Source organism: Pseudoduganella albidiflava (assembly GCF_004322755.1).
GTDB lineage: Bacteria > Pseudomonadota > Gammaproteobacteria > Burkholderiales > Burkholderiaceae_D > Rugamonas > Rugamonas albidiflava.
The window spans coordinates 7,262,168-7,286,787 of record NZ_CP036401.1; the positions used below are offsets into that span (position 1 = coordinate 7,262,168).

Annotated in this window: 13 protein-coding genes; 11 read left to right on the forward strand and 2 right to left on the reverse strand. The window is 66.2% G+C overall.

The features are described 5' to 3' along the window. Window positions 1-856 precede the first annotated feature (856 nt). From EYF70_RS30255 to EYF70_RS30265, 3 genes are all read left to right on the forward strand, one after another. Window positions 857-9,649 (forward strand): beta strand repeat-containing protein, encoded by an 8,793-nt coding sequence (locus tag EYF70_RS30255; RefSeq protein ID WP_131148692.1) that lies wholly within the window; start codon window positions 857-859, stop codon window positions 9,647-9,649. Between the two features lie 176 nt (window positions 9,650-9,825). Then, window positions 9,826-11,964, forward strand: coding sequence for a peptidase domain-containing ABC transporter (locus EYF70_RS30260; protein WP_131148693.1), 2,139 nt, complete (start codon window positions 9,826-9,828; stop codon window positions 11,962-11,964). Beyond that, on the forward strand, window positions 11,961-13,280 hold the full coding sequence (locus EYF70_RS30265) for an HlyD family type I secretion periplasmic adaptor subunit (RefSeq protein WP_229420628.1): 1,320 nt from the start codon (window positions 11,961-11,963) through the stop codon (window positions 13,278-13,280). Before EYF70_RS30260 ends, EYF70_RS30265 begins: the two co-directional genes overlap by 4 nt. A 51-nt stretch (window positions 13,281-13,331) precedes the next feature. Here the strand turns inward: EYF70_RS30265 and EYF70_RS30270 are convergent, their stop codons facing one another. Both EYF70_RS30270 and EYF70_RS31215 read right to left on the reverse strand, forming a co-directional pair. Then, a complete protein-coding gene (locus tag EYF70_RS30270) occupies window positions 13,332-16,118 on the reverse strand; it encodes an O-linked N-acetylglucosamine transferase family protein (RefSeq protein ID WP_165497822.1) in 2,787 nt (928 codons plus the stop codon). Between the two features lie 88 nt (window positions 16,119-16,206). Continuing rightward, window positions 16,207-16,380: a hypothetical protein gene (locus EYF70_RS31215; protein ID WP_165497823.1), complete on the reverse strand. Its 174-nt coding sequence runs from the start codon at window positions 16,378-16,380 to the stop codon at window positions 16,207-16,209. 131 nt (window positions 16,381-16,511) lie between these two features. Here EYF70_RS31215 and pseB point away from each other — a divergent pair, with 131 nt between their 5' ends. From pseB to EYF70_RS30310, 8 genes are read left to right on the forward strand one after another with little or no spacing between them, the layout of a single operon-like run. Further along, a complete protein-coding gene (pseB, locus tag EYF70_RS30275) occupies window positions 16,512-17,516 on the forward strand; it encodes a UDP-N-acetylglucosamine 4,6-dehydratase (inverting) (protein ID WP_131148696.1) in 1,005 nt (334 codons plus the stop codon). Continuing rightward, a complete protein-coding gene (gene pseC, locus EYF70_RS30280) occupies window positions 17,513-18,664 on the forward strand; it encodes a UDP-4-amino-4,6-dideoxy-N-acetyl-beta-L-altrosamine transaminase (protein ID WP_131148697.1) in 1,152 nt (383 codons plus the stop codon). Before pseB ends, pseC begins: the two co-directional genes overlap by 4 nt. Next, window positions 18,661-19,413 (forward strand): pseudaminic acid cytidylyltransferase, encoded by a 753-nt coding sequence (gene pseF / locus EYF70_RS30285; RefSeq protein WP_131148698.1) that lies wholly within the window; start codon window positions 18,661-18,663, stop codon window positions 19,411-19,413. Before pseC ends, pseF begins: the two co-directional genes overlap by 4 nt. Next, a complete protein-coding gene (pseG, locus tag EYF70_RS30290; protein WP_131148699.1) occupies window positions 19,413-20,924 on the forward strand; it encodes a UDP-2,4-diacetamido-2,4,6-trideoxy-beta-L-altropyranose hydrolase in 1,512 nt (503 codons plus the stop codon). Before pseF ends, pseG begins: the two co-directional genes overlap by 1 nt. A 2-nt stretch (window positions 20,925-20,926) precedes the next feature. Next, window positions 20,927-21,970 (forward strand): pseudaminic acid synthase, encoded by a 1,044-nt coding sequence (gene pseI / locus EYF70_RS30295; protein ID WP_131148700.1) that lies wholly within the window; start codon window positions 20,927-20,929, stop codon window positions 21,968-21,970. A gap of 8 nt (window positions 21,971-21,978) precedes the next feature. Further along, window positions 21,979-22,593: an imidazole glycerol phosphate synthase subunit HisH gene (gene hisH / locus EYF70_RS30300; protein ID WP_131148701.1), complete on the forward strand. Its 615-nt coding sequence runs from the start codon at window positions 21,979-21,981 to the stop codon at window positions 22,591-22,593. Continuing rightward, on the forward strand, window positions 22,590-23,399 hold the full coding sequence (hisF, locus tag EYF70_RS30305) for an imidazole glycerol phosphate synthase subunit HisF (RefSeq protein WP_131148702.1): 810 nt from the start codon (window positions 22,590-22,592) through the stop codon (window positions 23,397-23,399). Before hisH ends, hisF begins: the two co-directional genes overlap by 4 nt. 10 nt (window positions 23,400-23,409) lie before the next feature. Next, on the forward strand, window positions 23,410-24,612 hold the full coding sequence (locus EYF70_RS30310) for an N-acetyl sugar amidotransferase (protein WP_131148703.1): 1,203 nt from the start codon (window positions 23,410-23,412) through the stop codon (window positions 24,610-24,612). Window positions 24,613-24,620: the final 8 nt, after the last annotated feature.

The window sequence follows — 24,620 nt, forward strand, 5'->3', positions numbered from 1 at the left end:
TGGCCCTGCTTGTCATTGGCCCCGTAGTCATTGGTCCTATAGTCATTGGCCCCGTAGTCATTGCTGTAGTCATTGGCGCCATTCGGCCACCACCTTCTTGCCATCCGCGCAACTAGTCCGCTTGTTTACAAGTCCGCCGCGAGCATGGTCATCTCGGCAGGCGCATCCTCAAGATGCCGCCGGCATGACTTTGGCCAGCCATCCCTTCGCCCATCGATAGCATTCCTGCATCACCTGTGGGGCGTTCCGCCCGGCATCGTTGTGTCTATTTCCAGTTAACCGTGAATAGCGATTTGCCAGTGTCGATTTAGCGCAACGCCCGTGTCCTGGGCAAACGGGGAATAAGCGCCCGTTTACGTGACAGGCGAATGACATTTCGCCTCGTATCGCCGAATCGATTTCGCAGGACATTGATTTCAAAGGAAATTTTCACCAGAGACGATAAGGTTGCACGTTCTTCAAGCACGGTCGTTAGCGGAAAAAAATATGCCCTGTGGAAATCTTCTCCGGTATAGTGGAGCCTGTTTCCGTCAGGCATTTCGTCACTGCGGAAGCAAGTTCGAAGGTTTAATCGGCGCCCCTCTCCGGTCGCCTTCGAAGTTGAGGGCATGAAATCTTGTTGCGTGCAAGTAATAGCAAGACGAGTGCCCAGGCGAAATATTTGACGTGAATGTTGCCTCGCGGATCTAAAGTTCCGGGGTTGTTTGACGCTACAGCAGCAAGCAGTGGCTCATCTGGTTCGTGCGGTTCGCGGTAATGCTCCGGGATCGACGGTCACGTTCAGGAATGCCGACACAGAGTCCGGCCATTTATTAACTAAGAATTCCGCAGCATCGAAGTCATCAGGGAGAAACAGATGAGCATCATCCAGAGCTTTACCACGTCGGCCGACATCCAGGCGCTAAGCACCAACTTTATCGCTAACAGCCTGACCACGGCAGACATGGAGGTCATCACGGCCGGCCAGTTGTCGTGGATGACTTCGGCTCAAATCCGTGCCCTCACGAACACCAACATCGGCGCGCTCAATTCTGTCGCGTTGCCGGGCCTGACCACGGCACAAGCCGGCGCGCTGACCAGCACGCAAGTCGCCGCGCTGACGACCAGCAACCTGAAAGTCCTGGAAACCGCCGACCTGCGCGCGATTTCCACCAATGCGCTCAATGCCATCGGTTCGAGCCACTTCACGGCACTGACTTCGACGCAAGTGGGCTCGCTGACGACCGCGCAGATCGCCGGCCTGGACAGCTCGATCCTGTCCGGCGGCATCACGGCCAGCCATGCGGCAGGCCTGACCACCGCCCAGGCTGCAAGCCTGGGTTCGTCGCAACTGAACACCCTGTCCACCGCCGTGCTGTCGCAACTGACGACTAGCACGATTTCGGCCATCAGGACCAGCGCGCTGGCCGGCATGACCTCGGCACAACTCGATGCGCTCACCACCACCCAGCTGGCAGCCCTGACCAGCGCGCAAGCTGGCGCGCTGACCACCGACCAAGTGAATGCGCTGTCGAGCGATGTGCTGGCTGCCCTGGAATCGCAAGACCTGAAAGCACTGAAAGCGTCGGTGATCGGCCTGCTGAACAGCACGCAGCTGAGCGGCCTGACGACCACGCAAGTAGCCAGCCTGACCACCGCGCAGATCGCCGCGATCGATGCTGGCGTGCTCGGCTCGTCCGCCTTCAACGCCGCCGATATCGTGGCACTGACCACCACCCAGGCAGGCGCACTGACCAGCGAACAACTGGCCGCCCTTGGTTCGGACGCCCTGCAGGCACTGGAAACGGCTGACCTGCGCGCCATCAAGACGGCAGCCATCGCCGGCCTGACCTCGACGCAATTTGCCTTCCTCGGCTCGAACCAGGTGAACGCCCTGACCAGCGCGCAAATCGCCGCCCTGGGTTCGGACTACTCGCTGACCTCGGCGCAAGTGGCCGGCATGACGACCGCGCAAGCCGCAGCCCTGACCTCGGCCCAGTTGAATGCCATCGCTACCGCCGCACTGGCACAACTGAACACGGCTGCCGTTGCCGCACTGCGCACTGCCGCGATTGCCGGCATGACCTCGGCACAACTGGATGCGTTCACCACCTCCCAGATGGCCGCCCTGACCAGCGCACAAGCTGGCGCGCTGACCACCGACCAGGTGAATGCGCTGTCGAGCGACACCCTGGCAGCCCTGGAATCGCAAGACCTGAAAGCACTGAAAGCGTCGGTAATCGGCCTGCTGACCAGCGCGCAACTGAGCGGCCTGACGACCACCCAAGTGGCCAGCCTGACCACCGCCCAGATCGCCGCGATCGATGCGGATGCCTTCGGCTCGGCTGCTTTCAACGCCGCCGATATCGCTGCACTGACCACCACCCAGGCAGGCTCGCTGACCAGCGAACAGCTGGCCGCCCTCGGCTCCGATGCCCTGCAGGCACTGGAAACGGCTGACCTGCGTGCGCTCAAGACCTCGGCCATCGCCGGCCTGACGTCGACCCAGTTCGCCTTCCTCGGCTCGACCCAGGTGAATGCCTTGACCAGCGCGCAAATCGCCGCCCTGGGTTCGGATTACTCGCTGACGTCGGCACAAGTGGCCGGCATGACCACCGCGCAAGCCGCGGCAATGACCTCGGCCCAGCTGAACGCCATCGCTACCGCCGTACTGGCCCAATTGAACACCGCTGCCGTCGCAGCACTGCGCACTGGCGCGATCGCCGGCATGACCTCGGCACAACTGGATGCCTTCACCACCTCGCAGATGGCCGCCCTGACCAGCGCACAAGCTGGCGCGCTGACCACCGACCAGGTGAATGCGCTGTCGAGCGATACCCTGGCAGCCCTGGAATCGCAAGACCTGAAGGCACTGAAAGCTTCCGTGATCGGCCTGCTGACCAGCGCGCAACTGAGCGGCCTGACGACCACGCAAATCGCCAGCCTGACCACCGCCCAGATCGCCGCGATCGATGCGGATGCCTTCGGCTCGGCTGCTTTCAACGCTGCCGATATCGTCGCCCTGACCACTACCCAGGCAGGCTCGCTGACCAGCGAACAACTGGCTGCCCTCGGTTCCGATGCCCTGCAGGCACTGGAAACGGCTGACCTGCGCGCCATCAAGACCTCGGCCATCGCCGGCCTGACCTCGACCCAGTTCGCCTTCCTCGGCTCGACCCAGGTGAATGCCCTGACCAGCGCGCAGATCGCCGCCCTGGGTTCGGATTACTCGCTGACGTCGGCACAAGTCGCAGGCATGACGACGGCGCAAGCCGCGGCCCTGACCTCGGCCCAGCTGAACGCCATCGCTACCGCTACGCTGGCCCAATTGAACACCGCTGCCGTCGCCGCACTGCGCACTGCCGCGATTGCCGCCATGACCTCGGCACAACTGGATGCGTTCACCACGACGCAGATGGTTGCCCTGACCAGCGCGCAAGCCGCTGCGCTGACCACCGACCAGGTGAACGCGCTGTCGAGCGATGTGCTGGCTGCCCTGGAATCGCAAGACCTGAAGGCCCTGAAAGCTTCCGTGATCGGTCTGCTGACCAGCGCGCAACTGAGCGGCCTGACGACCACGCAAATCGCCAGCCTGACCACCGCCCAAATCGCCGCGATCGATGCGGATGTGTTCGGCTCGGCTGCCTTCAACGCCGCCGATATCGTCGCGCTGACCACCACCCAGGCGGGCTCGCTGACCAGTGAACAGCTGGCAGCCCTCGGTTCGGACGCTCTTCAGGCGCTGGAAACGGCTGACCTGCGCGCCATCAAGACTTCGGCCATCGCCGGCCTGACCTCGACGCAGTTCGCCTTCCTCGGCTCGACCCAGGTGAATGCCCTGACCAGCGCGCAGATCGCCGCCCTGGGTTCGGACTACTCGCTGACGTCGGCACAAGTCGCCGGCATGACGACGGCGCAAGCCGCGGCCCTGACCTCGACCCAGCTGAACGCCATCGCTACCGCAACGCTGGCCCAGCTGAACACCGCTGCCGTCGCCGCACTGCGCACTGCCGCGATTGCCGCCATGACCTCGGCACAACTGGATGCGTTCACCACGACGCAGATGGTTGCCCTGACCAGCGCGCAAGCCGCTGCGCTGACCACCGACCAGGTGAACGCGCTGTCGAGCGATGTGCTGGCAGCACTGGAATCGCAAGACCTGAAGGCCCTGAAAGCTTCCGTGATCGGCCTGCTGACCAGCGCACAGCTGAGCGGCCTGACGACCACGCAAATCGCCAGCCTGACCACCGCCCAGATCGCCGCGATCGATGCGGATGCCTTCGGCTCGGCCGCCTTCAACGCCGCCGATATCGTCGCGCTGACCACCACCCAGGCAGGCTCGCTGACCAGCGAACAACTGGCTGCCCTCGGTTCCGATGCCCTGCAGGCACTGGAAACGGCTGACCTGCGCGCCATCAAGACCTCGGCCATCGCCGGCCTGACCTCGACCCAGTTCGCCTTCCTCGGCTCGACCCAGGTGAATGCCCTGACCAGCGCGCAGATCGCCGCCCTGGGTTCGGATTACTCGCTGACGTCGACCCAGATCGCCGGCATGACGACCGCGCAAGCCGCGGCCCTGACCTCGACCCAGCTGAACGCCATCGCTACCGCTACGCTGGCCCAGCTGAACACTGCTGCCGTCGCCGCACTGCGCACTGCCGCGATTGCCGCCATGACCTCGGCACAACTGGATGCGTTCACCACGACGCAGATGGTTGCCCTGACCAGCGCGCAAGCCGCTGCGCTGACCACCGACCAGGTGAACGCGCTGTCGAGCGATGTGCTGGCAGCACTGGAATCGCAAGACCTGAAGGCCCTGAAAGCTTCCGTGATCGGTCTGCTGACCAGCGCGCAACTGAGCGGCCTGACGACCACGCAAATCGCCAGCCTGACCACCGCCCAGATCGCCGCGATCGATGCGGATGCCTTCGGCTCGGCCGCCTTCAACGCCGCCGATATCGTTGCCCTGACCACTACCCAGGCAGGCGCGCTGACCAGCGAACAGCTGGCAGCCCTCGGTTCGGACGCTCTCCAGGCACTGGAAACGGCTGACCTGCGCGCCATCAAGACCTCGGCCATCGCCGGCCTGACGTCGACGCAGTTCGCCTTCCTCGGCTCGAACCAGGTGAATGCCCTGACCAGCGCGCAAATCGCCGCCCTGGGTTCGGACTACTCGCTGACGTCGGCGCAAGTGGCCGGCATGACCACCGCGCAAGCCGCGGCAATGACCTCGGCCCAGCTGAACGCCATCGCTACCGCTACGCTGGCCCAGCTGAATACCGCTGCCGTCGCCGCGCTGAAGACCAGCGCCATCGCCGGCATGACCTCGGCACAGCTGGATGCGTTCACCACGTCCCAGATGGTTGCCCTGACCAGCGCGCAAGCCGCTGCGCTGACCACCGACCAGGTGAACGCGCTGTCGAGCGATGTGCTGGCGGCCCTGGAATCGCAGGATCTCAAGGCACTGAAGGCTTCGGTCTTCGGCCTGCTGAACAGCACGCAACTGAGCGGCCTGACGACCACGCAAGTGGCCAGCCTGACCACCGCCCAGATCGCCGCGATCGATGCGGGTGCCTTCGGTTCGTCGGCCTTCAACGCCGCCGATATCGCGGCCCTGACCACCACCCAGGCAGGCGCGCTGACCAGCAGCCAGCTGGCCGCCCTCGGTTCGGATGCACTGCAGGCGCTGGAAACGGCTGACCTGCGTGCCATCAAGACGGCGGCCATCGCCGGCCTGACGTCGACGCAATTTGCCTTCCTCGGCTCGAACCAGGTGAATGCCCTGACCAGCGCGCAAATCGCCGCCCTGGGTTCGGACTACTCGCTGACTTCGGCGCAAGTGGCCGGCATGACCACCGCGCAAGCTGCGGCAATGACCTCGGCCCAGCTGAACGCCATCGCTACCGCTACGCTGGCCCAGCTGAACACGGCTGCCGTCGCCGCGCTGAAGACCAGCGCCATCGCCGGCATGACTTCGGCACAGCTGGATGCGTTCACCACGTCCCAGATGGTTGCCCTGACCAGCGCGCAAGCCGCTGCGCTGACCACCGACCAGGTGAACGCGCTGTCGAGCGATGTGCTGGCAGCACTGGAATCGCAGGATCTGAAGGCCCTGAAGGCTTCCGTGATCGGCCTGCTGAACAGCACGCAACTGAGCGGCCTGACGACCACGCAAGTGGCAAGCCTGACCACCGCCCAGATCGCTGCGATCGATGCGGGTGCCTTCGGTTCGTCGGCCTTCAACGCCGCCGATATCGCGGCCCTGACCACTGCCCAGGCAGGCGCGCTGACCAGCGGCCAGCTGGCAGCCCTTGGTTCCGACGCTCTCCAGGCACTGGAAACGGCCGACCTGCGTGCCATCAAGACGGCGGCCATCGCCGGCCTGACGTCGACGCAGTTCGCCTTCCTCGGCTCGACCCAGGTGAATGCCCTGACCAGCGCGCAAATCGCCGCCCTGGGTTCGGACTACTCGCTGACGTCGGCGCAAGTGGCCGGCATGACCACCGCGCAAGCCGCGGCAATGACCTCGGCCCAGCTGAACGCCATCGCTACCGCTACGCTGGCCCAGCTGAACACCGCTGCCGTCGCCGCGCTGAAGACCAGCGCCATCGCCGGCATGACTTCGGCACAACTGGATGCGTTCACCACGTCCCAGATGGTTGCCCTGACCAGCGCGCAAGCCGCTGCGCTGACCACCGACCAGGTGAACGCGCTGTCGAGCGATGTGCTGGCGGCCCTGGAATCGCAGGATCTCAAGGCGCTGAAGGCTTCGGTCTTCGGCCTGCTGAACAGCACGCAACTGAGCGGCCTGACGACCACGCAAGTGGCCAGCCTGACCACCGCCCAGATCGCCGCGATCGATGCGGGTGCCTTCGGTTCGTCGGCCTTCAACGCCGCCGATATCGCGGCCCTGACCACCACCCAGGCAGGCGCGCTGACCAGCGGCCAGCTGGCCGCCCTCGGTTCGGATGCACTGCAGGCACTGGAAACGGCCGACCTGCGTGCCATCAGGACGTCGGCCATCGCCGGCCTGACGTCGACGCAGTTCGCGTTCCTCGGCACCACCCAGGTGAATGCCCTGACCAGCGCGCAGATCACCGCCCTGGGTTCGGACTACTCGCTGACGTCGACCCAGATCGCCGGCATGACGACGGCGCAAGCCGCGGCGATGACCTCGGCCCAGCTGAACGCCATTGCTACCGCTGTGCTGGCCCAGCTGAACACCGCTGCCGTCGCCGCGCTGAAGACCAGCGCCATCGCCGGCATGACCTCGGCACAACTGGATGCGTTCACCACGTCCCAGATGGTTGCCCTGACCAGCGCCCAAGCTGCCGCACTGACCACCGACCAGGTGAACGCGCTGTCGAGCGATGTGCTGGCCGCCCTGGAATCGCAGGATCTCAAGGCACTGAAGGCTTCGGTCTTCGGCCTGCTGAACAGCACGCAACTGAGCGGCCTGACGACCACGCAAGTGGCCAGCCTGACCACCGCCCAGATCGCTGCGATCGATGCGGGTGCCTTCGGTTCGTCGGCCTTCAACGCCGCCGATATCGTGGCCCTGACCACTGCCCAGGCAGGCGCGCTGACCAGCGGCCAGCTGGCAGCCCTGGGCTCCGATGCTCTCCAGGCACTGGAAACGGCCGACCTGCGTGCGCTGAAGACGGCGGCCATCGCCGGCCTGACGTCGACGCAGTTCGCGTTCCTCGGCACGAACCAGGTGAACGCCCTGAGCAGCGCGCAAATCGCTGCCATGGGTGCGGACTACTCGCTGACGTCGACCCAGATCGCCGGCATGTCGACCGCCCAGGCTGCCGTGATGACGTCGGCCCAGCTGAACGCCATCGCTACCGCTACGCTGGCGCAAATGAACACCGCCGCGATCGCCGCCCTGAGGACCAATGCGATTGCGGGCATGACGTCGGCACAGCTGGATGCGTTCACCACGACGCAGATGGTTGCCCTGACCAGCGCGCAAGCTGCCGCGCTGACCACCAACCAGGCGAACGCGCTGTCGAGCGATGTCCTGGCGGCCCTGGAATCGCAGGACCTGAAGGCCCTGAAGGCTTCGATGTTCGGCCTGCTGACCAGCGCGCAACTGAGCGGCCTGACGACCACGCAAGTGGCCAGCCTGACCACCGCCCAGATCGCTGCGATCGATGCGGGTGCCTTCGGCTCGTCGGCCTTCAACGCCGCCGATATCGCGGCACTGACCACTGCCCAGGCAGGCGCGCTGACCAGCAGCCAGGTTGCGGCGCTGGGTTCGGATGCCCTGCAGGCACTGGAAACGGCTGACCTGCGTGCACTGCGGACGGCAGCCATCGCCGGCCTGACCTCGACCCAGGTCACGGCGCTGACGAGTGCGCAGTTCGGCGTCCTGACCAGCGCCCAGCTGGGTGGCCTGCAAGCGGCGACGCTGAGCGCGGCAGGTACCTTGCAGCTGGCTGGCCTGACCACCGGCCAGGCAGCGGCCCTGTCGAGCAACCAGGTGCTGTCGCTGTCGTCGGCTGCACTGAGCGCACTGAGCACCGGTGCCATCGCTGCCCTGCGTACTACGGCGATCGCCGGCCTGAGCTCCGCCCAGTTCGACGTCTTCACCAGTACCCAGGTTGCCGCGCTGACCTCGCGCCAGGCCTCGGCGATCGTGGTGTCGCAGCTGAACGCGTTCTCCAGCGATATCCTGCAAGCACTGGAAACGCAAGACCTGCGTGCCCTGAGCACCGGCGTGATCGCAGCGCTGACCACTTCGCAAGTGTCGGCAATGACGAACTCGCAGGTAACGGCCCTGAGCACCAACCAGATCGTGGCACTGTCCACCAACTGGAATGCGTGGAACACCACGCAGCTGGCAGCGCTGACGCCGGCACAACTGGGTCAGCTGACGCCGGTGGTGCTGGACCTCGATGGCAACGGCATCAGCACGGTCAGCGTGACCGCCGGTACCCGGTTCGACCTGGATGCCGATGGCACGCAAGACCTGACCGGCTGGACCGGCAAGGGCGATGGCCTGCTGGTGCTGGATCGTAACGGCGACGGCACGATCAACGACGGCGGCGAACTGTTCGGCAGCGCAACCACCCTGTCCGACGGCAGCAAGGCGGAAGATGGTTATGCGGCAATGCGTGACCTGGACAGCAACGGTGACGGCAAGCTGGACGCCAGCGATACCGCCTTCGGCAAGCTGAGCGTGTGGGAAGACGGCAACGGCAACGGCATCACCGATGCCGGCGAGCTGACCAGCCTGGCGGACCGTGGCATCGTGTCGCTGGACCTGAATGCCCAGACCACGCAGATCGACAGCAACGGCAACACGATCGGCCTGACGTCCGGCTTCACCACGGAAGATGGCCAGTCGCATGACATGGCCGACGTGTGGTTCAGCACCACGGCAGCCGCGGCCACCAACCTGCGCAGCAATGTCAGCGGGCTGGCCCAGTCGATGTCGGCGTTCAACCAGGCAGCGGCACAACCGGTGACTGCGCCGGGTTCGCTGAAGCTGGACGGTGGCACCACCACCAACGCCCTGGCGGTCGGCATGGCCGATGCGATGCGCAACTTCGATGCCAACGGCAAACCGGTCGGTGCGCCGACCGCGATGGCGGGCAGCGAGGCGCTGGAGCTGAAGGCCCTGAACCGCGGCCAGTCGCAAGGCTACCTGGCGGCACCGAAGTAAAGGCAAGTACCGGAGGGCCGCAAGGCTCTCCTCGCGAAAAGCGGCATGACCCCGGTCTGCCGCTTTTTTTTCGTTACCCCCGCACGGACCGGTAATACTGCGCCGGTCCTGCAAGCCCTCCTGTAGAATCGCGACAGGTAAATTTGCTCGCCACAGGCGCTCCCATACCTCCACGCATGCAATCAAAATTCCCCCATACGACCGTCCAGTGTCTGGCGGCCATCGCGCAGCATCATGGCTTGCCGGTCAATCCCGAGCGGTTGATCGACGAGTTCGCTCTTGGCGCCGAAGAGCCCGGCAATAACCTGATCATCCGCATGGCTGCCGACATCGGCATGAAGGCCAAAGCCTCACGGTTGAGCTGGCAGGGGTTGACCGCCCAGACCGGTGTATTCCCCCTGATGGCGCGGCTGAGCGGTGGCCAGATGGTGATCATCGTGGGTGTGCGGGCCGAGCAGGAAGAAGTGGCGGTGCTCAATCCCGCCTCCGGCAATCCGGGGGTGGTCATGGTCAAGCGTGCCGACTTCAGCCAGCGCTGGGACGGCGAAGTCATCTTCATCAAGCGGCAGCACCGGCTGAGCGACCCCAACCAGCCGTTCGGCCTGAGCTGGTTCCTGCCAGAAATCCTGAAGCAGAAGGCGGCCTTCCGCGACATCTTCATCGCCGCGATCGCCATGCACATCCTGTCGCTGGCCTCGCCGATGTTCTTCCAGCTGGTGATCGACAAGGTGCTGACGCACCAGAGCATCACCACGCTGTGGGTGCTGGCGATCGGCATCGTGATGGCCCTGCTGTTCGAGGCCGTGCTCGGCTATGTGCGCCAGATGCTGACGCTGGCGGCCTCCAACAAGATCGACATGCGGCTGACGCGGCGCACCTTCGCCCAGCTGCTGGCATTGCCGATCGATTTCTTTGAAACGCAGACGGCCGGCATCATCACGCGCCACATGCAGCAGCTGGAAAAGATCCGCAGTTTCCTCACCGGCCGCCTGTTCATGACGGGCCTGGACCTGATCGCGCTGGTGATCTTCCTGCCGGTGCTGTTCTCGTATTCGTTCAAGCTGGCCATGCTGGTGCTGGGCTTCACGCTGCTGATCGCGCTGGTGGTCATGCTCATGGTGCCGCCGTTCCAGCGGCGCCTGCAGGAACTGTACAAGGCCGAGGGCATGCGCCAGGCCATGCTGGTGGAAACCATCCACGGCATGCGCACGGTGAAGGCGCTGGCGATCGAGCCGAACCAGCGCCGCGACTGGGACCAGCGCTCCGCCGAATCGATCACCATGCACTACCGGGTCGGCCGCGTGTCGATCGCCGGCAACACGATCACGGACTTCCTCGGCAAGCTGTTGCCGGTGACGATCATCGTCATCGGTGCCCAGAGCGTGTTCGACCAGACGCTGACGGTGGGTGCGCTGATCGCCTTCCAGATGCTGTCGCAGCGTGTCACGCAGCCGCTGATCGCCCTCGTCGGCCTGGTCAACGAATACCAGGAAACCGCGCTGTCCGTGAAGATGCTGGGCGAAGTGATGAACCGGGCGCCGGAAGGCCGCGCCGGCGCCGGCGGCCTGCGCCCGATCCTGAACGGCGAGATCAAGTTCGAGGACGTGACATTCCGCTATCCGGGCGGTCAGACCAACGCGCTCGACCGCACCGCCTTCACGATCAAGCCCGGCACCGTGGTCGGCATCGTCGGCCGCAGCGGCTCGGGCAAGACCACGCTGACCAAGGTCATCCAGGGCCTGTACGCGGTGCAGGACGGCATCGTGCGCTTCGACGGCATCGATGCCCGCGAGATCGAGCTGTCGCACCTGCGCCGCCAGATCGGCGTGGTATTGCAGGAGAATTTCCTGTTCCGCGGCACCGTGCGCGAAAACCTCACCGTCACCAAGCCGGACGCCACGTTCGAGGAAGTGATGGAAGCGGTGGCCGCGGCCGGCGCCGACGAGTTCATCGAGCGGCTGCCGCAGGGCTACGATACCTTGCTGGAAGAGAATGCGTCGAACCTGTCCGGCGGCCAGAAGCAGCGGCTGTCGATCGCCCGTTCGCTGCTGGCCAAGCCGCGCATCCTGATCCTGGACGAAGCGGCCAGCGCGCTGGATCCGGAAAGCGAAGCGATCTTCATCAAGAACCTGTCGAAGATCGCCATCGGCCGCACGGTCGTCATGATCTCGCACCGGCTCTCCACGCTCGTCAACGCCGATTCCATCCTGGTCATGCAGCGCGGCCGGCTGGTCGATTCGGGCACCCATGAGCAACTGCTTCAAAGCAGCGATACATACCAGCACTTATGGAACCAGCAAACAAGTCACCTTTGAAGCAGGACAGGACCGAGATCGAGTACCTGCCGGATGCGGACGCGATCGAACGCGATCCGCTGCCGCCCTACCTGCGCATGACCATCTGGCTGCTGGTCGCGGCGCTGGCCGTGTTCCTCGCGTGGGCCGCGCTGTCGAGCGTGGAGAAAGTGGTGGTGGCGCATGGCCGCCTGGTCACTCCGGAATCGAACATCGTGGTGCAACCGCTCGATACCTCGATCGTGCAGCGCATCGGCGTGCGCCCGGGCCAGGTGGTCCGCAAAGGCGAGCTGCTGGCGACGCTCGATCCCACCTTCGCACAGGCCGACGATGCCCAGCTGCGGGTGCGGCTGCTCAGCCTGGAAACCCAGGTCAGGCGCCTGGAAGCGGAACTCAATGGCGCGGCCGGCGTAGCCGGTGCCAGCGATGCCGATGCCGCGCTGCAGGCGCGCCTGGCCGCCGAGCGCCAGGCCAACTACGATGCGCAGCGCACCAAGCTGGACGAGAACATCGCCCGCCTGAAAGCCAGTATCGAGACCAACCGGCGCGATGAGCAGGTGCTGGTCGAACGCGTCAAGTCGCTGCGCGAAATCGAGTCGATGCAGCAAAGCCTGATCGAAGCGAACTTCGGCGCGCGCATGCACCTGCTCGAAGCGCGCGACCGCCGGCTGGAAGTCGAGCGCCAGGCCACGCTGTCGCGCAACAAGGATATCGAGATGTCGCGCGAGCTGGCCTCCGCCCAGGCCGAGCGTGCCGCGTTCGACAAGGGCTGGCGGCAGAAATCGCTGGAAGACCTGCTGAGCGCCTCGCGGGAACGCGACGGCCTGCGCGAGCAGCTGGCCAAGGCCGAGAAACGGCGCGAGCTGGTGCAGTTGCGCGCCCCCGCCGATGCGGTAGTGCTCGAGGTGGGCAAGGTATCGCAGGGGTCCGTGGTGCAGGGCGCCGAGCAGATGTTCGTGCTGGTGCCGCTGAACGCGCCCCTGGAGGCGGAAGTGGAGATCGACTCGATGGACGTGGGCCAGCTCAAGCGGGGCGATCCGGTGCACGTGAAGTTCGACGCGTTTCCCTTCCAGAAGCACGGCGCCCTCGACGGGCAGATCCGCACCATCAGCCAGGATTCGTTCAAGCGCGAACAGGTCGCGGCGGGCGAGGGCACCAACGCCTTCTACGTGGGCCGCGTGACCTTCAAGGGCCAGCTGCGCAACATGCCCACCGGCATACGGCTATTGCCCGGCATGACCGTCAGTGCCGAAATCGTGGTGGGCAAGCGCTCCGTGCTGTCCTACATCGTGTGGCCGCTGACGCGGGCGCTGGACGAATCGATCCGCGAGCCCTGAGCCCGGAGCCCGGAGCCTGGAGCCTGGAGCCCCGGGCCCTGAGCTCGCCCATCACGGGGCGAGCAGGATCGTGTTCGCCTGCCGCACCACGGCGTGGATGCGTTCCAGCTCGTAGGCGCCGCGCTTGACTTCTTCGTGCGTGGCCGACAGGAACATCAGCGCCGACACCAGCTTGCTGGTCAGCGATTCATGCAGCAGGGCGCGGTTGCGCGCATACACATCCTGCTGGTGCGCGTCGCACAGCAACTGCAGCCATTCCACCTGCGCCGCGATGCGGCCGTCCAGGCCTTTCGATGCCGGCACCGCGGCATAGTTCAGCGCCTGCGGCAGGTACACGCAGTCGGCCTGCGCCAGCACCGCCAGCCAGGTGGCCACTTCCGGCAACGCGGTATAGTCGCGGCCCAGGAAATGCCCGAAGCGCGGCCCGGCCAGCGCCTTGCGGAACAGCACGCCGCCAGGGCCGCCGGCGATATTCTGGCTGTTGGCCAGCATCAGGTCGCCCAGCGAGCGGCCGCCGATGCGTGTCTCGTTCGGGTACAGCGGGCCGTTGCCCTGTGCCGGCGCCAGGTAGTTGCCCTGTGCATCCATCTGCTGGGTCCACGAGGCAACCATGCCCACGTTCGGCTGGGTCGCCATGTAGCCCATCATCACCGCCAGCTTCTGCGGGTGGAACAGGTCGCCCGGCGGCAGCAGCGCGATGAATTCGCCCTGGGCGAACCGGTAGGCGTTCTGCAGGTTGGCAGCCGCGTCGAGGCCGGGCGCGCGCAGGTAGCGCAGCTGCGCGCTGCGGCCCAGCAGCGGTTCCAGCGCTTCGCCGAGCGCTTCGCCGCGCGACGCATCGCTGATGACGATTTCCAGCCGCGGCCAGCCCTGCTGGGCCAGCGCCGTGCCCAGGCTTTGCAGCACCGCCTCGCTGCCGCAGTCCTCGCCGGCGGCGATCAGCACGGAGACCAGCGGCAGGCGCACCGTGGCCGGTGCCGCTTCGGCGGCTGGCGCCGCCACGCGCCGGCCCAGCGCCACGCGCTCGTACGCGTCTTCCAGGTCGCGTGCGAAGCGGGGCGTATCGAACAGCGCGCAGCTCAGCCGGTTGTCCACCAGCTGCCGCTTCATCGCTTCCACGCGGGCCCGGTCGCCGGCCAGGCTGACCGCCTTTTCCTCGTAGTCGCGCAGGTTGAAGGTGACCAGTTCCGGCAGGTCGGCCGCGCGCAGCAGGCTGCCCGCCATGCGCGACGAGAACGTGCGGTCCGAGCAGGTCAGCACCGGCAGGCCGGCCCACAGCGCGTCGCTGGCCGTGGTGCCGCCGTTGAACGGGATCGTATCGAGGAACAGGTCGGCGACCTGGAAGCGCGCCAGGTAATCCGCCGGCAGCGCGCGGTCGGCGAAGTGCAGCCGGCTGGCGGGCACGCCGGCCAGCTCGGCCTGGCGCGCCAGGTTGGTGCGCACCTGTTCGTTGTCGCCCACCACCCACAGCACGCTGTCCGGCACGCGCCGCAGGATCGCCATCCAGGTCTGGAAGATCTCCTGGGTGATCTTGAAGTTGTTGTTGAAGGCGCAGAACACGAACGCCTCTTCCGGCAGGCCGCAGCCGGCGCGGGTGGGGCGCGCGCCGATCCGGCGTTCGCGGTCGTTGACCTGGAAGGTGCGCGGCATGTGCAGCGGCTTCTCGGTAAAGTAGGGCTCCAGCTCGGGCGGCAGCACGAACGGATCGGCGATCACGTAGTCGACCTGGGGCAGCGCCGTGGTACCCGGCAGGCCCAGCCACGTGATCTGTACCGGCGCCGGCCGGTACGACAGGATGTTGGGCCGCGCGCCCAGCGTCAGGCCGTGCAGGTCGACCAGGATGTCGATCTCGTGCGAGCGGATCAGCCGCGCCGCTTCTTCGTCAGTCAGGTCATGGATGCGCACATGCTGGTCGAAGCCGGCCACCACGCGGGCGCGCAGCGGCGAGCCATCGTCGTTGCTCCAGTCGAAGCCGAACACTTCGACGCGGGCGCGGTCGTGCAAGCCATACAGCTCGGCGGTGAGGATCGATACCGCATGCGAGCAAAAGTCTGAAGACAGGTAACCCACGCGCAGGCGCGTGTGTTCGTAGCCGGCAGGGCCGGACAGCTGCGGCACATCCTGGATCACCTTGTCGCGCACGAAACGCTGGGCCGAGGCCAGCTGCATGGCCGGATCGCCCGAACCGCTCAGCATGCCCAGCGCCGACGTGGCGGCCATCAGCTCGGCCTCGGGCACGCCGCTGGCGCTGCTGCTGAACACGGGCCACTTGCACTGCTTCTGGCGCAGGTGCACCCAGTGCGTGATCACGTCCGGCTGGCGCGCATCGAGGTGCAGGCTGCGCGTGAGGGCATCCTCGGCGGCCGGGTAATCGCGCTGGATCTCCAGCAGCCGGCCGATATTGTTCAGTGCCTGGACCAGGAACGCGCGCTCCGCCGCGTTGGCCGGATCCGCATAGCCGACCACCACGCGCCACGCATCGAGCGCCTCCTGCGGGCGCTTGGTCCGTTCCAGCAGCGTGCCCAGGTTGAGGTGCCCTTCGGAAAAGCGCGGATGGTGCGCGATGGCGCTGCGGTAGGCCGACTCCGCCCCGGCGCTGTCGCCGCGTGCATTGAGCGCGATCGCCAGGTTGAACCAGGCGGCATAGGCCAGCGGCGACGGCGGCCCGGCCAGCCAGTCGCGATACAGCTGGATCGCCGTGTCCTGGTGCCCGTTCTGGTGCAGCTCGTGGGTCACCTGGAACAGGTCGACCAGCGGCAGCGTGCCCTGGGCAACGCCACGGCGGGCCTGTTCCAGGGCCCTGGCGAGTTCGGAGGAGATGCTTGCTGGATTTGCCATGATCGACGGTCGAAGTTGGGAAAGGAACCCGCGCCATTCTAGCGATAAAAGACCCGGCATGGCGGCGCGGCACCGCGGCACGCGGTGGTCATCGCATTCGCGGATTCGCCCGCGCTTTCACCAGCGCATCGGCCACCTCATCCGCCACCTCATTCGCCACCTGATTTGCCACCTGATTCGCCGCCTGATTCGCCACCTCGTTTGCCCCCTTTGTCAGCGCGCCAATGTACCGGCTCCTGCTGGCCCATCCATCAATTGTCATATTGATCTCATCTGCGGCAATCGGGTGAACAGTGCACTGCTTGCACGCTTGTTCCGCCTACCGTGCGGCGGATCGAGGGGGCATAATAGTGGCACGGCAAATCCCGCCGATCCGATTACCTGGACACGCCAATGCTCAACAATAAGACGATCCTGATTACCGGTGGCACCGGTTCGTTTGGCAAGCAGTTCACCAAGACCATCCTGGAACGCTACAAGCCGAAGAAAGTCATCATCTATTCGCGGGATGAGTTGAAGCAGTATGAAATGGCCCAGACGTTCAACGCGCCGCAGATGCGCTATTTCATCGGCGACGTGCGCGACCAGGCCCGGCTGATGCAGGCGATGGACGGCGTCGACTACGTCATCCACGCCGCGGCGCTGAAGCATGTGCCGGTGGCCGAATACAACCCGATGGAATGCATCAAGACCAACGTGTATGGCGCGGAAAACGTGATCCACGCGGCCCTGGCCAACGGCGTCGAACGCGTGATCGCGCTGTCCACCGACAAGGCGGCCAGCCCGATCAACCTGTATGGCGCCACCAAGCTGGCATCGGACAAGCTGTTCGTCGCCGCCAACAACATGGTGGGCACCCGGCCCACGCGCTTTTCCGTGGTCCGCTACGGCAACGTGATCGGCTCGCGCGGTTCGGTGGTGCCGTTCTTCCGCAAGCTGCTGGCCGAGGGCGCGCAGGAACTGCCGATCACGGACGACCGCATGACCCGCTTCTGGATCACGCTGCAGGATGGCGTGGAGTTCGTCATCACCAATTTCGCGCGCATGCATGGCGGCGAGATCTTCGTGCCGAAGATCCCGTCGGCCACGATGACCGACCTGGCCGTGGCGATGGCGCCGAACCTGCCGATCAAGATCATCGGCATCCGCCCCGGCGAAAAACTGCACGAGATCATGTGCCCGCTGGACGACTCGCACCTCACGCTGGAATTCCACGACCACTTCGTGATCCAGCCGTCGATCTCGTTCTCGCTGGAAGCCGACTACAAGATCAACAAGAAGGGCGAGACCGGCGTGCCGGTGCCCGACGGCTTCGAGTACAGCTCCGGCACCAACCCGGTCTTTCTCAGCGTCGAGGATATCCGCGCGCTGATCGGCAAGGCGATGGCGGAAGCATGATCCCGTACGGCCGCCAGTCGATTTCGGAAGAGGATATCGCCGCCGTCGAAGCGGTGCTGCGTTCGGAATGGATCACCCAGGGGCCGGCCATCGGCGCGTTCGAGCGCGGGCTGGCCGCCTACTGCGGCTTGCAGGGCGGTGGCGGCGTGGCCGTGGCCAACGCCACGGCGGCGCTGCATATCGCCATGCTGGCGCTGGGCGTGGCCCCGGGCGACGTGGTCTGGACTTCGCCGAACACCTTCATCGCCTCGGCCAACTGCGCGCTGTACTGCGGCGCCGAGGTGGACTTCGTCGACACCGATCCCGATACCTACAACCTGTGCGCGCGCAAGCTGGCGGAGAAGCTGGAACAGGCCAGTGCCGCCGGCCGCCTGCCGAAGGTGGTGATTCCGGTGCACTTCGCCGGCCAGTCATGCGACATGCGGGCCATCGCGGCGCTGGCGCAACAGTACGGCTTCCGGGTGGTCGAGGATGCGTCGCACGCGGTGGGCGCGGAATATGACGGCGGCAAGGTGGGCGACTGCCGGTTCAGCGACATCGCCATCTTCAGCTTCCACCCGGTGAAGATCCTCACCACGGCCGAAGGCGGCATGCTGATGGCGCGCGACCCCGCCCTGTACCGCCGGCTCCAGCTGCTGCGCTCGCACGGCATGACGCGCGAGGCCGGCGAGCTCGAAAAGCACGACGAAGGCGGCTGGTATTACGAGCAGATCGATCTCGGCTACAACTACCGCATCACCGACCTGCAGGCGGCGCTGGGCCTGTCGCAACTGGGGCGGCTCGACCTGTTCCTCGAGCGCCGCCGGGCCCTCGCGGCACGCTACGACACGCTGCTGGCGGAATTGCCCGTGATCCGGCCCCGCCAGGCGGCATATGGCGTGTCGGCCTTCCACCTGTATCCGATCCAGGTCGACCCGGCACGCCGGCGCGCGGTCTTCGACAGCCTGCGCAGCCAGGGCATCGGCGTCAACGTGCACTACATTCCCGTGTACACGCAGCCGTACTACCGCAAGCTGGGCTTCCGCGCGGGCCTGTGCCCGAACGCCGAGCAATACTATGCCGGCGCCATCAGCCTGCCGATGTTCTACGGCATGACCGAAGCGGAACAGGACGAGGTGGTGGCGGCGGTGCGGAAAGCGCTCGCATGAGCCTGTCCGCGAAGAAACTGGCTGCGACGAAACTGGCCGTGACGAAACTGGCCGTGACGAAACTGGCCGTGATTCCGGCGCGGGGCGGCAGCAAGCGTATTCCGCGCAAGAACATCAAGCCGTTCGCCGGCCAGCCGATGATCGCGTACGCCATCGGCGCGGCGCGCGACAGCGGCGTGTTCGACCGCATCATCGTCTCCACCGACGACGCCGAGATCGCCACCGTCGCGCGCGCCCATGGCGCCGAAGTGCCGTTCCTGCGCGCGCCCGAACTGGCCGACGACCATGCCGGCACCGTGCCCGTGATCGCCGATGCGATCCGGCGCTGCACGGAAGCCGGCTGGCATGCGGACCTGGTGTGCTGCATCTATCCGGGCGTGCCGCTGCTGCAGCCGCAGGATTTGCGCGATGCGCTGGCGCTGCTGGACGACGCCGCCGCCGCGTATGCCTTCACCGTCAGCCCGTTCCCCGCCGCCGTGCAGCGCGCCCTGAAGCGCGGCGCCGGCGGCGCCATGGCGCCATTCTTTCCGGAGCACGTGCACACCCGCAGCCAGGACCTGGAACCCGGCTATTACGATGCCGGCCAGTTCTACTGGGGCCGCAGCGGCGCGTGGCTGGCCGGCCAGTCGCCGCACCAGCAGGGCCGCGGCCTGGTGATCCCGGCGTGGCGCGCCATCGATATCGACACGCCCGAGGACTGGCAACGCGCCGAGCTGGCCTTCCGTGCCGCGCAACAGCCGGCGCGCTGATGGACATCGTCTTCCGCGCCGACGCCTCGCTGCAGATCGGCAGCGGCCACCTGATGCGCTGCCTGACGCTGGCGGACCAGCTGCGCGCCGAGGGCGCGCGCACCACGTTCGTCTGCCGTGAACATGCGGGCCACCTGTGCGACCTGGTCGTCGCGCGCGGCCATGCCGTGGCGCGGCTGCCCGTCCATGCCACGCAGGCCGGCGGCGCGGCGTACGACCAGTGGCTGGGCGCACCCTGGCAGCAGGACGCCGCCGAGACGGCCGCCGCGCTGCCCGGCCGCCCTGACTGGCTGGTGGCCGACCACTACGCGATCGATGCGCGCTGGGAGGCGGCATTGCGGCCCGCCGTGGATCGCCTGATGGTGATCGACGACCTGGCCGACCGCCCGCACGACTGCGACCTGCTGCTCGACCAGAACCTGGCGGCGCGCATGGAACGGCGCTACGACGGCCTGCTGCCCTCGGACGCGGTGCTGCTGGCCGGGCCGCATTACGCGCTGCTGCGCCCCGAGTTCGCCGCCGCCCGTGCCGCCCTGCGCGTGCGCGACGGCCAGGTGCGCCGGCTGTTCCTCTTCATCGGCGGCGCCGACGCCGACGACTACACCGGCCAGGCGCTGCGCGAGGCTGCGCGGCACCCCGGCCTGGCCACCGACGTGGTGGTCGGCGGCGCCTATCCGCACCATGAGCAGCTGGCGCGCCACTGCGCGGCATTGCCGGGAACGCGGCTGCATCGCGGCGTGGACAACATGGCCGAGCTGATGGCGGCAGCCGACCTGGCCATCGGCGCGGGCGGCGGCGCCATGTGGGAGCGTGCCTGCGTCGGCCTGCCGAGCCTGGTGATCGCCGTGGCGGCGAACCAGCAGGCTGGCTGCGCGGCCATGGCGCGGCAGGGTCATGTGCTGTACCTGGGTGAAGGCCCGGCCGCATTGGCCACGCTGCCGGCGGCCCTGCAACTGGCGCTGGCCGCGCCGGAACTGCTGGCCCACATGGAACAGGGCAGCCTGGCGCTGGTCGATGGCCGCGGCGCGGGGCGCGTGGCGCGGCAGATGCGCCAGCTCGGCAACGCCGCGCAGCTGGGCCTGCGCCCGGCCACGGCCGGCGACTGCGACCCCGTCTGGCACTGGCGCAATGCCGAGACCGTGCGGCGCTTTTCCACCAGCAGCGCCGTCATCCCGCTGGAGCAGCACCGCGCCTGGTTCGCCGCCACCCTGGCCGACCCGGCACGGCAGCTGCTCGTCGGCGAAATCGGCGGGCGCGCCGCCGGTATCCTGCGTTATGATCGTGCCGATGCGAAGGCGACCGTATCGGTTTACCTGACGCCCGATTTCATCGGCCAGGGCATCGGCGCGGCGCTCATTGCCGCCGGCAGCGACTGGGTGCGCCAGCACTGGCCACAAGTGGCTACCATCGAGGCTGTGGTACTGCCCGGCAATCGCGCTTCGGCCCGCGCATTCGAAGCCGCCGGCTATGCCGAACAACTGAACATTCTTGCACTACGCATCCGGGACTAACCATGCTCATCGCCAACCGACCCATCGGCCAGGACGCGCCGCCCTTCATCATTGCCGAGATGTCCGGCAACCATAACCAGTCGCTCGACCGGGCGCTGGAAATCGTCGACGCCGCCGGGCGCGCCGGTGCCCACGCGCTGAAGATCCAGACCTACACGGCCGACACGATGACGCTGGACGTGGAAGCACCCGATTTCGTCATCAACGACGCCAAGTCGCTGTGGAACGGCCGCAAGCTGTACGACCTGTACCACGAGGCGCACACGCCGTGGGAATGGCATGCGCCGATCTTCGAACGGGCCCGCCAGCACGGCATGATCCCGTTCAGCACGCCGTTCGACGATAGCGCGGTCGACTTCCTGGAAAGCCTCGACGTGGCCTTCTACAAGATCGCCTCGTTCGAGAACACCGACCTGCCGCTGATCCGCCGCGTGGCGAAGACAGGCAAGCCGATGATCATCTCGACCGGCATGGCGTCGGTGGCCGAGCTCGATGAAACGGTGCGCACCGCGCGCGAAGCCGGCTGCCGCGACCTGGTGCTGCTGAAGTGCACCAGTACCTATCCGGCCACGCCGGCCAACACCAACATTCTCACCATTCCGCACATGCGCGACCTGTTCGGCTGCGAGATCGGCCTGTCCGACCATACGATGGGCGTCGGCGTATCGGTGGCGGCGGTGGCGCTGGGCGCAACGGTGATCGAAAAGCACTTCACGCTGGACCGTGCCGCCGGCGGCGTCGATTCCACGTTCTCGCTGGAGCCGCACGAGCTGCAGGCGCTGGTGGTGGAAACGGAACGGGCCTGGCAGGCGTTGGGCCGCGTCAGCTACGGCGCCTCGTGCGCCGAGCAGCCGTCGCTGCAATTCCGCCGCTCGCTGTATGCCAGCGCCGACATCGCGGCCGGCGAGCCGTTGACGGCGGCCAACGTGCGCGCCATCCGGCCGGGCATGGGCCTGAAGCCGAAGCACCTGGAAGCGGTGCTGGCACGCAAGGCCAAGGTGGCGATCCGCCGCGGCACGGCATTGAACTGGGACTTGCTGGATTAAGGAAAACCATGCAACGCATCTGTATCCTCGACTATGGCTCCGGCAACGTGAAGTCGGTCTACAACCTGTTTTCCGAAGTGTCGGGCAACGTGACGGTCTCGAACGCGCCGGCCGACATCGAAGCGGCCAGCCACATCGTGCTGCCCGGCGTGGGCGCATTCGGCGCGGCCATGCGCCGCATCGGCGAAACGCTGCCGCTGGACGTGCTGGAGCGCGTGGTGCGCGAGCAGGGCAAGCCCTTCCTCGGCATCTGCGTGGGCATGCAGGTGCTGGCCGACACCGGCCACGAGTTCGGCGAAACACCCGGCCTGGGCTGGATCGGCGGCACGGTGCGCCAGCTGCAGCCGGGCACGTTCCCGTTGCCGCACATCGGCTGGAACAATATCGACATCCGTCAGCCCAGCCCGCTGCTGGAAGGCCTGGACCACGCGCCGGACTTCTACTACGTGCACAGTTTCGCCTTCGATGCGGCCGACCCCGCCGACGTGCTGGCCACCACCGACTACGGCCAGCAATTCACCGGCGTGGTCGGGCGCGGCAACATCTACGGCGTGCAGTTCCATCCCGAAAAAAGCCAGCGCGCCGGCATGCGGCTGGTGAAGAACTTCCTGGCGATCCCATGAAAAAACAACGCGTGATTCCCGTGCTGTTCCTGCGCAACGGCTTCCTCGTGCAGAGCAAGCAGTTCAAGCGCTACCAGAACCTGGGCAACCCGGTCACCGCCGTCAAGCGCCTGTCGGAGTGGGGCTCGGATGAACTGGTCTATCTCGACATTTCGCGCGACGACACCTACGACATGCGCCGTGACGACCTCGGCCATGCCAACCGCAGCAGCGTGCTCGACATCATCGAGGACGTGTCGAAGCACGCCTTCATGCCGATCACGGTTGGCGGCCGCATCCGCACGATGCGCGATATCGAGCAGCGCCTCGCGCTGGGGGCCGACAAGATCTCGATCAACACGCAGGCGCTCGACCAGCCAGGCTTCATCACCGAGGCGGCACGCGAGTTCGGCGCGCAGTGCGTGGTGGTGTCGATCGACGTGCGCCTGGAAGAAGATGGCGTGCACCGGGTGCGCCGCGACGGCAACCGCGAAGCCACCGAATGGACCGCCGTGGAGTGGGCGAAACGGGTGGAAGCGCTGGGCGCCGGCGAGATCCTGCTCAATTCGATCGACCGCGACGGCATGAAGACTGGCTACGACCTGCCGCTGCTGGACGCCGTCAGCAGCGCCGTGCGCATTCCCGTGATCGGCTGCGGCGGCGTCGGCGAGTGGGAACACCTGGCCGAGGGCCTGCGGCAGACCAGGGTCGATGCGGTCGCCGCGGGCAACATCTTTCACTACAGCGACCAGAGCGTTTTCCTGGCGCGCAAACATTTGTACGGCGCCGGCCTGAACGTGCGGTCGCCGGAGCTGCTGGACATTTGAGGAGAGCGACATGAACTACCGCCGCATGCAGTATTGCGCCCGCTGCACGTATCCGTTCGTCACCGTCAACCTGGCGATCGACGATGAAGGCGTTTGCGCCAGCTGCCGTACCGCCGAGGAATTCGACAAGCTGACGCCGGAGTTCTGGGCCCACCGCCGCGCCGTGTTCGAAAAGAATGTCGAGGCGATGCGCAAGGACCGCCGCTCCGATTACGACTGCATCATCCCCGTCAGCGGCGGCAAGGACAGTTATTTCCAGACCCACATCATGGTCAAGGAATATGGCCTGAAGCCCCTGCTGGTCACTTACCACGGCAATAACTACCTGCCGGAGGGGAACTACAACCGCGACCGCATGCGCGAGGTGTTCGATTGCGATCACCTGGTGATGGGCCCCAGCGTCGAGGTGCTGAAGAAGCTGAACCGGCTGTGCTTCCGCAAGATGGGCGACATGAACTGGCACGCCCACTGCGGCATCTTCACGTTCCCGATCCAGATGGCGGTGAAGTTCGACATCAACCTGATGGTGTGGGGCGAGATCGCCTGGGATATCTCGGGCATGTACGAGCCCGATGACTTCGTCGAGTTCTCGGCGCGGGTGCGCCACGAGCATGGCCTGCGCGGTTTCGAGTGGTACGACATGCTGAACGACCCGCAGGAGCCGCTGAAGGAAAACGACCTGCTGTGGGCCAAGTACCCGAGCGACGACCAGATCCTGAAGACGGGCGTGCGCGGCCTGTACATCGGCAACTTCTTCAAGTGGGATCCGTACAAGCACACCCAGCTGATGAAGGACCTGTACGGCTGGAAGGAATCGGAACGGCCGTTCGACCGCACCTATCGCCGCGCCTCGAACCTGGACGACCGCTACGAGAACGGCATCCACGACCTGCTCAAGTTCGTCAAGTTCGGCTATGGCCGCGGCTCCGACCACAGCTCGAAGGACGTGCGCACCGGCTACATGACGCGCGAGGAAGCGATCGAAATGGTGCGCAAGTACGACCACGTGGTGTCCGACGACCTGTACTACTGGCTCGACTATGTGAACATGACGGAAGAGGAATTCTGGCGTACCGCCGACAGGTTCCGTGATCCGCGCGTGTGGTGGATCGAAAACGGCAAGTGGTACAAGGACAATATCTGGGGCGATTCGTCGGCCTACGGCGAAGTCCACCTGTCGCTCGAAGAACAGAAGCGTTACCAGCGCGGCTGATGGGGCTG

Excerpts from the sequence above, each read along its gene's own strand:
- EYF70_RS30255 (WP_131148692.1), top strand. The coding sequence starts at position 857 with ATGAGCATCATCCAGAGCTTTACCACGTCGGCCGACATCCAGGCGCTA.
- EYF70_RS30260 (WP_131148693.1), top strand. The coding sequence starts at position 9,826 with ATGCAATCAAAATTCCCCCATACGACCGTCCAGTGTCTGGCGGCCATC.
- EYF70_RS30270 (WP_165497822.1), bottom strand. The coding sequence starts at position 16,118 with ATGGCAAATCCAGCAAGCATCTCCTCCGAACTCGCCAGGGCCCTGGAA.
- EYF70_RS31215 (WP_165497823.1), bottom strand. The coding sequence starts at position 16,380 with ATGACAATTGATGGATGGGCCAGCAGGAGCCGGTACATTGGCGCGCTG.
- pseB (WP_131148696.1), top strand. The coding sequence starts at position 16,512 with ATGCTCAACAATAAGACGATCCTGATTACCGGTGGCACCGGTTCGTTT.
- pseC (WP_131148697.1), top strand. The coding sequence starts at position 17,513 with ATGATCCCGTACGGCCGCCAGTCGATTTCGGAAGAGGATATCGCCGCC.
- pseF (WP_131148698.1), top strand. The coding sequence starts at position 18,661 with ATGAGCCTGTCCGCGAAGAAACTGGCTGCGACGAAACTGGCCGTGACG.
- pseG (WP_131148699.1), top strand. The coding sequence starts at position 19,413 with ATGGACATCGTCTTCCGCGCCGACGCCTCGCTGCAGATCGGCAGCGGC.
- pseI (WP_131148700.1), top strand. The coding sequence starts at position 20,927 with ATGCTCATCGCCAACCGACCCATCGGCCAGGACGCGCCGCCCTTCATC.
- hisH (WP_131148701.1), top strand. The coding sequence starts at position 21,979 with ATGCAACGCATCTGTATCCTCGACTATGGCTCCGGCAACGTGAAGTCG.
- hisF (WP_131148702.1), top strand. The coding sequence starts at position 22,590 with ATGAAAAAACAACGCGTGATTCCCGTGCTGTTCCTGCGCAACGGCTTC.
- EYF70_RS30310 (WP_131148703.1), top strand. The coding sequence starts at position 23,410 with ATGAACTACCGCCGCATGCAGTATTGCGCCCGCTGCACGTATCCGTTC.